The following is a 12,644-nucleotide window of genomic DNA, read 5'->3' as shown; positions in this document are numbered from 1 at the left end:
ACACATTACCCAAGTAGGGAGGCTTAATTTTGAAAGCGATTTTACTTAGCGTTGGGTTAATGCTGGTATGTGTTGTGGTGTTAGTATTAGCGCAAATTGGTAGTAAACAGGACTCTGCTATTGCCGCTAATCTCACCAACACTGCACCAGTACCCACTACTATTACTGAAAACAATAATTTGATTGCGAGCAATACTATGTCTGACGCCAATACCGTGACTACTGATTCTGGGCTGCAATACGTTGAAATCGAAGAAGGAACTGGGGCGATTCCCAAAGCTGGACAAACGGTTGTAGTTCACTATACCGGAACTTTAACAAATGGTAAAAAGTTTGATAGTTCAGTTGATCGCGGTCAACCTTTTAGCTTTAAACTTGGTGTTGGGCAAGTAATTAAAGGTTGGGATGAAGGACTTAGCACCATGAAAGTTGGTGGTAAGCGTAAATTAACTATCCCCCCAGAGTTAGGTTATGGCGCTCGTGGTGCCGGTGGTGTAATTCCGCCTAACGCTACTCTAGTATTTGATGTAGAATTGCTAGACATTAAATAAGCAATAGCGACAAAATTATCACCAAATACAGATATCCTAGGGGCACAATCTATTATATTGTGCCCCTACTCGTTTAATTGCGATCGCTTGCTGTAGATAATCAATACCAATGCAAATAATGTTGGCGACACATCAAAATAAAATCCCATCCCCAGAAGGTAGGATGAGCTTAACCTACTGCTGTTTTACCCATTCTTCAAACAGGCGCGAACCTAAAGTATAAAACTCATCATCATGGCTGCGGATTACACCAGTACCAGCGATGACTTCTAAAGCTTCCGTTACCTTGACTCGAGTAAATCCTGTAGATTGTGCTAAATCTTGGGGCTTAGCTTGGCGGTTCTGAGTTAAAGCAAAATATACTGTGCGTTCGTCTTCGCTAAAGCAACCAGAAATTTTTTCCGCATTCCACCAGGCGGAAAAATCTTTGTCGTGATGCTGTAGTAATTTATCGATGAGATTATCGCGAGAGTCTTCTTGATTGGAGTCAAAAACCAGGTTCAGTGATTGTTGCGTTAAGTAGGGATGACATCCTGACCATTGGATAATTGAGGTGATTGTCTCTTCTGTTAAGGATATATTTTCTTGTTCAGTGCGATCGCTAATTAATTGTCTGGTATCTTCTTCACTTAAAGCACCTAACCATTCAATTTCGGCAATATTTAATAATGGCGAACCGACACGCTGCTGATATTCCTTTAAATCGCGGTAACCGGAGAGTAACAAGCCTAAGCAAGATTTAATCGCTGTATCTGTATCTTTTAAACCCCGCAGGTAAGCCCAAGCATCATTCGCCCAATCTTGTTTAACAATAAACTCCGCCCCATCGATGAGGAAGCATACACCTTGAAAATTTAACTTGCGCAATTCTTCTGTAGTTTTTAAGAAAGCTAAGCGAAAGCTATCGTTATTTAATCGCTTTTCGGTGTCGGTATTAGTAAAATTTAATTTGATATCTAATTGGCTGAGGAACTTGAGAGTTACTTCACCGCCTGTAATATTCCCTAAAAACTGGCGATACATTTGGCGAATTTCCGCTAAAGGAACTTGTCGCCATCTTTCTATCCCTTCCCGCAGTCTGGCGATGAGGATGTAACGCAGATTATCTAAATCTTTGGGTTGTTCTAATTGGAGGTTAATTAATACCGGGAAAGCGCGCCGGGGATAATTGCTACTAGGGTTGAGTAAATTCCATTCTACCGCCCGTAAAGCGCTGGTTTTACCTAAACGCCTTCCCCCCAACAAAATCCGCACCTGAAACGGGGATTTGCGCATGGTATTAATTAAGTCGCTACGTCCCCAGAAGTGGGAGGGGTCTGTAATGGCGACACGGTAGTTGTCAAAGGGGCGTTCTCCTCCAAAATCTGGCATTTTTCCTTTTCCTCGTCTGTCATCTGTAATTGTATCCACCGCGATAATAGAGGAATGCGGATTTGGTAGAAATCCTGATGTGCAACTTCCTCTTGATACAACAATCCAACATTTACGAGCCAATTACAAGCATCTAAGCACTGGTTAGGGGTAAATTGGGCTTTGAGGTGGTTAAATACAGCAGTTTGGGGTATTTTGTCGTGTAATTGTTCGTTACAAGCAATCAAGCGCAGAATAGACATGGCTACTTGAAAGTCGCGTTTTGCTAAATCTTCCCAAATACTTTTTTCTAGATAATTCTTTAACTCGCCTCTCTGGGTGAAAGTCTTTTCTAAATATGGTGCTACCATTGCCCAGGTAATGAAAAGATTACCATTTTGCGCCGCTTTGGAATTAGCTTTAATTTTTTCCGTTAAAAAGCGGGCTAATTGACGAGAGACAAAGGGATGTCCTCCACTTTGATTATGGATTTGTTGGGGTGTTTCGGCATCAAATTCTAACCCCATTAATTTACCCAAATTTACCAGCATATCTGCGGTTTCTGCCACGGAGAATGGCTGTAAAAAGATTTCTTTAAAAAAGTTAAATGCTGGATTTGTCGCTACTCCTGGTTGCGACCAATAATTAATCCGATTACAATCGGGATGGACATCAGCAATTAGCAGAGACATTTGTCTTTTTTGCTGACATAATACCCGCAGAGCACCAAACACCGCATTAAATTCTTCCGCTTTTTCTCGGCTGTCTGTTGGGGTTGGAATAATTCTTTCTACTTCATCTAAAAAGCACAATATAGGCAACTTATATTGCTGACTGTTTTGAATGGCTTTGGTAAGTTCATTGAATCGGTGAATAAATTCGCTGCTTAACTCGGCGGCTGGTTTATCGGTAGCCAAGGGAGGAAATTGGGGAAGAGTAATTTCACTTTCTAAACTCGATAACTCTTGAATAATCTTATTAAATAAAGCTGCACCGTAGCAGGAACCACTATAAGCTTGTAAATCGATATGAACTCTGGGATGTTCCCGCAGCATAAAGCCTAATTGCAGCAGTACCGAAGTTTTCCCGGATTTGCGCAAGCCAAATAAGCCCACACCTTGATATCTGAGTAATTCTTCTCCTAAGCGTTGTAATAGTTCTGTGCGCCCAAAAAAGGATAAGGTGTCGGTAATGGCATTTTTATCATCAAAAAAATCAGCTTGTTGGAGATATCGATCCAGATATTCATTCAGCAACCCGATACATTCATATTTATCGCTTAAGGCTTTTTCCACCGCAGTTAAAGGAATGGGAATTAGCAGAAAGGAGTCGCGTAACCGCACCTTAGCAATTTCCATTCTCGCTGTAGTATCTGGCGGTAGTTTGTAGATTAATAAAGCAGCTTTTTGCGTTTGGGTATTGGGTAATTCTTGGGCAAGTTTTACCAAACGCTCGATATCTTTATCGGTGGCAGAATTCACAGTAATTAAAACCGGGAATGGTGCATAATTACTGAAAATACTTTCACTAGATTCAACAATTAAATATTCTTGTTCCCGGTTTACCTGGGCATCAACTTGTGCTAAAAACTGCGCTACTAAATCTAAATATTGAGTTCTCTGTTCGTGTTGCTGTAGCAGTTGCTTTAAAGAGCGAGATTGAGTCCATTGGGCAGGTAAGCGTAACTGTAGTAACTGGATAAATTTATCACTTAAAGTATGGTCTTTACTATTCGCTGCATATTCAATAATTGTTTCCCGCAGTGCCACAGCCGCATCTAATGGTAGTAAATTAGTTAATAACAAATAAACACCGCGAAATCGAGGATCGTTAATGTGTTGATTAACCCGTGCTTGAATTTCTGCATCTGCACCAAGAAAGTTTTGCACGAGAAAGAATTCCATAATTTTATCGTGGCGGAATTGCCAGCTTTTCTGCGCTTCCCCCTTGTCATTTTCCCATTGGCGGCTGATGACCATTTTATATTTTTCATCTTCCAGACTGGTTAATTCATCTAGGAATTTCGCCGCCGGGATCATAGTTTGATCATTGAGCCGCATTTGGTAAACGGCTTGGGAGAATGTTTTTAAAGGAAATTCGTGATGCTGTTCTCGCTGATATTCCGCCGCCATGAGATTATATTGTTGTTCTTGCAGGCGAAATAAATTTGGTTGCTGTCCTTGGGATAGCATCAGCGCCACCAGCGTTAAATCCATTGGGTTGGAAAGTATGCGCTTGGCTGCGGCTAAATCTTCTGGTGATTGTTGTTCGTTGAAGGCTTCTGCGAGGTAGTTGGTGCAAGCTTGGGTGTATTCAGTTTGGGTAATCTGTGTAGGGTGCGTTATGGACGATAGTCCTAACGCACCGGAATGTTGTGATGGTGGATGAGTATTTGATGGTGCGTTAGCCTGCGGCGTAACACACCCTACTTGAGAAAGTAGCTGACGCGACAACAAAAACTGCTGAATTTGTTCGCGCTGTAAGGGCTGCAATTCATATTTCTTGGCTGTGGAAGGGGGTATCCACTCTATGGGCTGGGTTGTCATAATCATATTCCCCCGGAAATAGCTTTCCGCAAACTGGGAGACTTTCGCCCTGGTGTCGGCGGTAACTTCGTTCAGCCCGTCGATGCAAATATCTAAGGCTCCATTGTAAATCAGCGTTTTCAGGAAGTTGGTATCATTTATTTGTCCGCGCAGCTTGGCATAAATTGCTTCTAGTACACCTTTGTCACACTTTTGCGCCGGGAGGTAAACAAAGATGCGCTGGGAGTTGTTGGCTAAATGGCGGAGAAACATAGATTTACCTAAACCAGATTCGCCTTCTAAGACGATTTGCCCTTGCAAAGTCGGAATTGCTTGGGTAATTGGTTGAATTTCTGGGGTAAGAGTACTCTCAAGTGGTGTAGCAATCATTTGATCCCCCCTAGCCCCCCTTAAAAAGGGGGGGATTGGAGTTAGATTTCTGAACCAAGGGGGGATTGGAGTTAAATTCCTGATAAAGGGGGGGATTGGAGTTAGATTTCTGAACCAAGGGGGGATTGGAGTTAAATTCCTGATAAAGGGGGGGACTAGAGTTAAATTTCTGAACCAAGGGGGAAGTGAAATTGCATTCCTGACAAAGGAAGCAACCGAATTCAAAGTCCCCCTTTTTAAGGGGGATTTAGGGGGATCAGATAATGTTTGCAACCCTTCAACAGATGCATTTACACGACGCTTGCGGGGAAGGGTTGAGGATGGAATGCTTCTCCTGGGAACCTTAACAAAAGACTCACCAAAATAAGTTTGCTCAACGAAATTATCTAATCCCGCATCTGCTAGCAGCACAGGCGTAAATGGTTGCAGCAATCTTTGACGCAGCCGGGGAACTGAAGTTAAGAGTAAGCCAATGTAACCAAAACCGAGAATTCGCCTTGCCCAAGAATTCCAGAATAAAGGTGCGAGAATTTGGGTAAATTTAGGATAGGCCAGGATGAGGGTAAGCCAAATGGCAAGGTGAATCAGGATGATCTTTCTGGCGAGGAAAAACCATTTCCAATATTGCAGATCGTTGATTTTTGACTTTAATGTATCTGCTTCTGTCAATCCAGCATCTTTAAGATTGTGGTAGTGAGATTTCAGTAGATCGATATCATGCCATCGCCAAGAAGTTGTTTGAGTAATTATGGCAATTTTTTTTGCTAAATCTGCTGGTAACCTCCCTAGTCCCTGACTATCTTGCCAAGTTTGAAGAAATAATTTTAGTGTTGCTTGAGATTCAGAGTATGTCGGTTCCTTACCTATTTCTTTAGGTTCGCCCAACCATTTGAGTAGAGTGTTAACATTATCACTGCCACCCCCAAGGAAATAAGTTAAAAAGCGCCATTGTCCAATATACGACTGACCGTCGTAATATACATTATCTAGAATAATGACTATCTCATTTAACTCCAGTTTTCTGGTTTTCCCCAAAGCATCTGCTGCACGGTAACGAACATCAGCCGCAACGCTTTTATCTTTGAGGAAGTCGAGGATATCTTGGATGTAGGGAGTGGCGGCGCTGCCCAATTTCCCCAAAGCTTCTGCTGCACTGGAACGAACAGAAGACTCAACGCTTTTATCTTTGAGGAAGTCAGCGATATCTTGGATGTAGGGGGTGGCAGCGCTGCTCAAATTCCCCAAAGCTTGTGCTGCACTGGAACGAACAGAAGACTCAACGCTATTATCTTTGAGGAAGTCGAGGATATCTTTGATATAGGGAGTGGCGGCGCTACCCAAATTCCTCAAAGCATCTGCTGCACTGGAACGAACATCAACCGCAACGCTTTTATCTTTGAGGAAGTCGAGGATATCTTTGATGTAGGGAGTGGCGGCGCTGCCCAAATTCCCCAAAGCTTGTGCTGCACTGGAACGAAATGAAGCGTCAACGCTTTTATCTTTGAGGAAGTCAGCGATATCTTGGATGTAGGGAGTGGCGGTGCTGCCCAATTTCCCCAAAGCATCTGCTGCACTGGAACGAACAGAAGACTCAACGCTTTTATCTTTGAGTAAGTCGAGGATATCTTTGATATAGGGAGTGGCGGCGCTGCCCAATTTCCCCAAAGCATCTGCTGCATAGTAACGAACATCAGCCTCAACGCTTTTATCTTTGAGTAAGTTGAGGATATCTTTGATGTAGGGAGTGGCGGCGCTGCCCAATTTCCCTAAAGCTTGTGCTGCACTGGAACGAACAGAAGACTCAACGCTTTTATCTTTGAGGAAGTCGAGGATATCTTTGATGTAGGGAGTGGCGGCGCTGCCCAAATTTCTTAATGCATAGGCTGCATAGTAACGAACATTAGCCTCAACGCTTTTATCTTTGAGGAAGTCGAGGATATCTTTGATATGGGGAGTGGCGGCGCTGCCCAAATTCCCCAAAGCTTGTGCTGCACTGGAACGAACAGAAGACTCAACGCTTTTATCTTTGAGGAAGTCGAGGATATCTTTGATATAGGGAGTGGCGGCGCTGCCCAATTTCCCCAAAGCTTGTGCTGCATAGTAACGAACATTAGCATCAACGCTATTATCTTTGAGGAAGTCGAGGATATCTTTGATGTAGGGAGTGGCGGCGCTGCCCAAATTTCCTAATGCATAGGCTGCACTGGAACGAACATCAGCCTCAACGCTTTTATCTTTGAGTATAGTAGCAGCAATCTTGGCAGTATCTCCCAGTTCCTTTTCTAAAGATTTTAAGTTTTGCAGTTCATATTCACCTAATTTATCCAAAGCCAACTTTTTCACCTGGGGATAATCATCATCAAGGGCTGCCATAATGCCTTGAATCTGCCACTGTTCTGGTTTGGGTTTGGGTTCTTCTTCGGCGTTTACCCAAGTCAGGGAAAAGATAATAGTTAGTAAGCAGGTAAAGAGAAAGAGGAAAATGGTGCGGGCATGGGGCATGGGGCATGGGGCATTGGGCATTGGGTATTTTTCTGCGGTTTTGCGTTTCCCCATTTCCTTGTCCTTCTGTGTTTTCTCTGAACTTGCTACTGGGTAAAATTTAATTTTTTGTCATAGTTGCGTCAGTTCTAATATTAAATTATCAGTTTTTTTGCTGACCCGAAATACCGCCCGCAGGCTCGAAGCCACTGGCTCAAATTGCGAAGCCTGCAAAGGCAGGCTTTGTGGAGTTAGCCGCACCCTTGGAGGGTGACGGCGAAATTGTGGGAAGGGCGCAGGGGTATAAGGGACTTCCAATTAAAAAAATACCCACGGGGGTAGGGGCACGGCACCGATAAAATATCGGTAATACCGAAAGTTTGTGTATGCCGTGCCCCTACAAGTTGGATAATTTATTTTTTGGAGTTCCCTGGGAAAAAATGCGATCGCATTTGTGGTGATGAATAATCACAGCATTTATGGCGTGGTTAAATCGCACTTTGAGGGCACAGCAGTGCTGATGCCCCTACGGTAAATGGGATTTATGATTTGACAATAGCTGTAATGATGATGAAAAATGCGATCGCATTTGTGGTGATGAATAATCACAGCATTTATGGCGTGGTTAAATCGCACTTTGAGGGCACAGCAGTGCTGATGCCCCTACGGTAAATGGGATTTATGATTTGACAATAGCTGTAATGACGATGAAAAATGCGATCGCATTTGCGGCAATGAATACTTAACTCTTCACTTTTCCGTTAGTCGGCTCTAAAATCAGAGCAGTGGGAACAGGTGGCGCTTCAATAACTTCTACCACTGGCGGAACCTGTGAAGTAGATTTTTTTCGCTGACGATTAGAACCCCCAGCCTTGGAATATTCCATGCTATTTCTACCGTAAGCAATTGCTACTCCACTCAGCATCCGTTCAGAGAATTGAGACAACGCTTTGTTCATCTCATCCAATGTCTTACGCGATTCATCCAAACCAGACACAAGCATATTATGAGCTTCCACCTTGGCACGGGTATCATTAATTAAGCGAGTGTAATTTTCAATAGTTAATCCGTGACCTAAATCCAGACTTTCATCAATGGATTTCAGTAAAGCTAGACGACGTTGAGCTTTGTTTATTGCACTAGAACCGCGAGTTTTGAATGCCATAGTTAAGCCTCCTTGTATATTTCTTTATCAAGATACTAGGATGACCTTATGGCTGAGATGGGTAGATTTAGGGATTTAATCAACTAAAAAAAACAGTAATTAATGTATTATCTGTGTTTTTACCCATTTATGGCTGGATTGGGCATTGGGTATTGGGCATGGTAAAAATAGATTTTCAGGCTTGGTTGTGGGTTTTTTGCGTGATTGATGGACTTGCGAAAGTAACAAATGGACTTGCAAAAGTAACAAACGGACTTGCAAAAGTAACAAACGGACTTGCAAAAGTAACAAACGGACTTACAAAAGTAACAAACAAACTTGCAAAAATAACAAACGGACTTGCAAAAGTAACAAACGGACTTGCAGAAATAACAAATGGACTTACAAAAATAACAAACGGACTTGCAAAAATAACAAACGGACTTGCAAAAGCTTTAGGTGCGTTGCGCTACGCGACAACACACCCTACTGGGACAATGATATAGAAATGCGATCGCATCCCCATTCCCAATTGAACACAAATCCACCCGTAGGGGCGGGGTTTCCCCCATTGGTGTCAACTTAAGCTAAAAGCTATATACGGCGAGTGTTGTACAAAAACCCTCGCCCTCATCCCCTAACCCCTTCTCCCTCAGGGAGAAGGGGAATTGAATCTCTTGCTCCCCGCTCCCTGAGGGAGAGGGGCTGGGGGTGAGGGCAAAACCTTGCAACCAAGCGGGTTTCACGTTAAGTTGACAAGTATGGGTTTCCTCGCCCACCCTCAACGACAATGATATTCATTTGATATTCATTGGAATTATCCAATCAATCTAAATAAAAAATAATAAATCCCTAAAACCTTTGTGATTATTAGATTTCAGGGATTTAAAATACTACGGGACTGGTGCGACTTGAACGCACGACCTAGCGCTTAGGAGGCGCTTGCTCTATCCAACTGAGCCACAGCCCCAATCATGAAGCATCTATAATAATAGCAGTAGTTTTAACTAGACTGCCACGCCTCATCCCAAGAACCACCACCAACTTCTACACCACACAGAGAACTTTGTGCTTGGAGAATAATTTTAGATTTACCTTCGCTAACATCACGCAATTGCAATTCTAATTTGCCTTGCATACTATCCCGACAACAGTAAGTTAAACCCTCTGCTGTTGGCGCGCGTAAAGGTGTACCCGGTAAATCCGTAGTCCCAATTAATTCAATTTCATAATGGGAATTTCTCGCTTGCATTTCCCATCTTCCCCAAGGCTGAATATTCCATGTAACTTGTGAATTCCAAGGTACAAATTCATAAAACTTACCTTGATAATGCAAGCCAACCATCGCTACAGATTCCATCCACCACAATACACCCCGTCTGCCACCCCCGGCGGTTAATGCTAAATCTGCTTCGCCATCAAAGCTATTACAATTTAACCAAAACCATTTTTTGGGAAACGCACCGCCCCAATTTTTCTCACCATAAGCAGGGGCGTTAGTGAATTCATATATTTTCCCATTCCAATCAATCCAACCGCTAGCCAAACCGTGAGCCATTAAAATTTGCCAGCCTGGTTCAAAAATCTGTAAAAATGATACCCAGCCAGCAGTTGATTGTTGAAGACTGCCATGATTACCCCAGCAATACACTGGCTTAATTTCATACTGCCATCGACAGTAATTACCAGTAGCCGGATCGCTAATTATTCCCTGATTTAAAGTCGCTGTAGCTTGATAACCTTGTTGAATATGCTGGGAAAACTCTGGGGGGAGAAGGTAAAAAGCTGGAGTAGTTAAATCTGTTTGTCCCCAATGACCCAAAGCTAACACATCCTTACTCGCCCAGAATTTTTTTACATCCGGGAAAGTCCGACACAAATATTCATCATTCGCCCCCAATACTTGCGCTGCACCACCGCTATAAGGTTGATTACCGATGGGGTCTTCAATAGAATACATAAAAGCAAAAGTTTGACCGCAATCAGGTAAAGTAACCCGATAATACCACCCTTCAAAAAAACGGCGATCGCTACCATCCCAATGGTAACCAGCATGGGGTGTTTGCGTCATATCAAGTAAATTTCTGGGAATATTCAGCATAATTCGTAATTCGTAATTCGTAATACCCTTCGGGAAGCCGCTACTCTTCGAGAACGCTCTGCGAACGCGTCTACGTAATTCGTAAGTTTTTTAAATAAAATGTAGGGTGTGTTGTTGCGCAGCACAACGCACCGAGAATTATTGACGATAAGACTCTTCAATTCTTCAATTTCACCTTCAGCTTTAATTCTTCTTTAATGCGGTTGAGAATGGAAGTCTCATCCAAAGTTGATAAAATCTGACTAATTACCGCTTTCGGCCCGTCAGGCCCCCAAGTTGCACCATTAGCTAAATAAGCTTTTGTTACCTGTCCAATTCCGTAGGAAGAAACACCAGCAACCCCGGCTTGGGTAATAGCTACTGAGATATAAGGGCCAATAGCCACACCTGCTGTTGCAGTTGCCGAAATTCCCAGTATTGTTTTTAACCCACTCAAACCCAAATTAGCCAAGAGTTCACTGACACCAATACCGCCCATACTCAAGGCAATCTTTTGCAGTAATTGTACAGCCCCGGCTTCAGTCATGGGAATACCGTAAAGCTTCGATAATCCCAAAATCAGAAAAATATCAATAGCAATACTACTCAGGATATCAACAACAGTCACCGGATTAAGTGCGATCGCTAATGCCTTAGTCATCACCGCCTTCCAAATTAGCTGATTGGCATTCTGTTCGCGAATCATCAGTTTACGCTGGACTAATTGCTCATTCACCACATCCGCGTAAAGCATAGTATTTAACGCTACTAACGCTTTACCTTCACGCTGGAGAATTTCTAATATTTTCAGCTTCAGTTCATCGATTTGGGCATTACCTGTGCGTAACTGAATACCACGACTACCATCAGCCCGCATCACCGCCGTTTTTACCAATGGTGAAGCCGCCGCCATAACAATTTCTAAGGGCGAGACTAATTCCTTTACCCGTTCATCCCGAATTTTATGATAAATTGCCATCCGATCCGCTTCGGGATACTGGTCTACTTTGTTAAACACCAGAATGATTGGCTTACCAGCTTCCCGCAACTGCGAAAGCGCCTGATGTTCTAACTTTGTCATATCCCCAGAAATCACAAACAGAATCAAATCTGCCTGTTTTGCCACCTGTTCCGCTAAAGCTGTACGGGTATCGCCATCAATTTCATCTAATCCCGGCGTATCGATTAATTCTACCTGGGATTGACCTCCAGCAGGTAAAGTCACCCGCAAAGCCCTTTCCGTTTCACCAATTAACTCTTCGCTAATACTCCAGTTAACCGTTTGTGCATCGCGAGTTACACCATGTAACGGCCCGGTTTCAAATACTGGTTGTCCTACTAACGCATTCAATAGCGAAGATTTCCCCCGTCCCACCATCCCAAAAGCAGCAATTTGCAGCACCATGCGGTCTAACTTTCCTAGCATGGTTTCCAAATCATCAATTTCTGTTTCTAAACCGCGCTTTTCTTGGGGCGAGAGGTCGAGATTAGCTACTAAATTGCGTAACGCCGTTTGTGCCCGTTTATAGTTGAGTTCAGTTTGAATATCCTCAAAACTAAAAATGGCACTATCTAATTCTTCCTCCCAGTTGGGTGAATTGCTGTGATGAGGTTCGGGCAATATCGAAGTCATGGTTTATCAAAAGGCAGAGGACAGAAGGGGAATAAAAGTATAAATATATATGACTTATAAAATTCTTGGCGCTCTTGGCGTCTTGGCGGTTTCATCAAGTGATTTTCTTCATCCTCCTGCATAGCTACCTTCACAACTCAATTTTGATCCTAGTGTGTTTTAGCAAATGTATTTCTAGCCTAACGTCTTCAAGCGAGTGAAAATATTACCCTTAAGATTTAGTGCGATCGCTCATGCTCTGTACATTCACATAAGTATCAAGTATTATTTATTTTAAATAAAATTAAATAAGTGAAGAAGTGCGATCGCTTCCCCAAGTTACCATCACAGCTCGCACCCTGGCATAATTTAGGCATTCCTGGCTGAAAATCACTTATCAAGCATCACCCGAATCAAGTAATAAATTTGACGATAATACAGACCACGTACTGAGAATTTAATATCCCAATAGGTAGTTTAAAGCTGAAGGGAAGAGGATTGTCCGAAAAAG

8 protein-coding genes and 1 tRNA gene are annotated in these 12,644 nt (G+C 42.9%); 3 read left to right on the top strand and 6 right to left on the bottom strand.

Translation table 11 applies throughout. The annotated features are described in order from the left end of the window. The first annotated feature begins 29 nt into the window (after window positions 1–29). On the top strand, window positions 30–551 hold the full coding sequence (locus H6G41_RS18440) for an FKBP-type peptidyl-prolyl cis-trans isomerase (RefSeq protein ID WP_190747630.1): 522 nt from the start codon (window positions 30–32) through the stop codon (window positions 549–551). 174 nt (window positions 552–725) lie between these two features. On the opposite strand, the gene H6G41_RS18435 is transcribed toward H6G41_RS18440, so the two are convergent. Beyond that, on the bottom strand, window positions 726–1,922 hold the full coding sequence (locus H6G41_RS18435) for an ATP-binding protein (protein ID WP_190747629.1): 1,197 nt from the start codon (window positions 1,920–1,922) through the stop codon (window positions 726–728). After that, on the bottom strand, window positions 1,835–7,372 hold the full coding sequence (locus tag H6G41_RS36025) for a HEAT repeat domain-containing protein (protein WP_306790437.1): 5,538 nt from the start codon (window positions 7,370–7,372) through the stop codon (window positions 1,835–1,837). The genes H6G41_RS18435 and H6G41_RS36025 overlap by 88 nt, the downstream gene beginning before the upstream one ends. A gap of 474 nt (window positions 7,373–7,846) precedes the next feature. On the opposite strand from H6G41_RS36025, the gene H6G41_RS35800 reads away from it, so the two are divergent. Further along, on the top strand, window positions 7,847–7,969 hold the full coding sequence (locus H6G41_RS35800) for a hypothetical protein (protein WP_277878148.1): 123 nt from the start codon (window positions 7,847–7,849) through the stop codon (window positions 7,967–7,969). 70 nt (window positions 7,970–8,039) lie between these two features. Here the strand turns inward: H6G41_RS35800 and H6G41_RS18425 are convergent, their stop codons facing one another. Then, window positions 8,040–8,462: a hypothetical protein gene (locus tag H6G41_RS18425; protein WP_242037970.1), complete on the bottom strand. Its 423-nt coding sequence runs from the start codon at window positions 8,460–8,462 to the stop codon at window positions 8,040–8,042. A gap of 158 nt (window positions 8,463–8,620) precedes the next feature. On the opposite strand from H6G41_RS18425, the gene H6G41_RS18420 reads away from it, so the two are divergent. Further along, window positions 8,621–8,947 (top strand): hypothetical protein, encoded by a 327-nt coding sequence (locus tag H6G41_RS18420; protein WP_190747628.1) that lies wholly within the window; start codon window positions 8,621–8,623, stop codon window positions 8,945–8,947. A 390-nt stretch (window positions 8,948–9,337) separates the two neighbouring features. Here the strand turns inward: H6G41_RS18420 and H6G41_RS18415 are convergent. The 3 genes from H6G41_RS18415 to H6G41_RS18405 all read right to left on the bottom strand — a co-directional run bounded on the left by H6G41_RS18415 (window position 9,338) and on the right by H6G41_RS18405 (window position 12,154). Then, window positions 9,338–9,411: transfer RNA gene (locus H6G41_RS18415), tRNA-Arg, on the bottom strand. Between the two features lie 33 nt (window positions 9,412–9,444). Beyond that, complete coding sequence (locus H6G41_RS18410; protein WP_190747627.1) at window positions 9,445–10,542, bottom strand: tocopherol cyclase family protein; 1,098 nt, start codon at window positions 10,540–10,542, stop codon at window positions 9,445–9,447. Between the two features lie 157 nt (window positions 10,543–10,699). Then, window positions 10,700–12,154: a GTP-binding protein gene (locus tag H6G41_RS18405; protein ID WP_190747626.1), complete on the bottom strand. Its 1,455-nt coding sequence runs from the start codon at window positions 12,152–12,154 to the stop codon at window positions 10,700–10,702. Between the last annotated feature and the right edge of the window lie 490 nt (window positions 12,155–12,644).

Origin of the sequence: Tolypothrix sp. FACHB-123, from assembly GCF_014697075.1 — a bacterium.
Classification (GTDB): domain Bacteria; phylum Cyanobacteriota; class Cyanobacteriia; order Cyanobacteriales; family Nostocaceae; genus Aulosira.
This window is presented reverse-complemented; position numbering and strand designations above follow the sequence as displayed.

Coding starts and splice junctions, on each gene's coding strand:
- H6G41_RS18405 (WP_190747626.1), bottom strand. CDS start 12,154: ATGACTTCGATATTGCCCGAACCTCATCACAGCAATTCACCCAACTGG.
- H6G41_RS18420 (WP_190747628.1), top strand. CDS start 8,621: ATGGTAAAAATAGATTTTCAGGCTTGGTTGTGGGTTTTTTGCGTGATT.
- H6G41_RS18435 (WP_190747629.1), bottom strand. CDS start 1,922: ATGCCAGATTTTGGAGGAGAACGCCCCTTTGACAACTACCGTGTCGCC.
- H6G41_RS18425 (WP_242037970.1), bottom strand. CDS start 8,462: ATGGCATTCAAAACTCGCGGTTCTAGTGCAATAAACAAAGCTCAACGT.
- H6G41_RS36025 (WP_306790437.1), bottom strand. CDS start 7,372: ATGGGGAAACGCAAAACCGCAGAAAAATACCCAATGCCCAATGCCCCA.
- H6G41_RS18410 (WP_190747627.1), bottom strand. CDS start 10,542: ATGCTGAATATTCCCAGAAATTTACTTGATATGACGCAAACACCCCAT.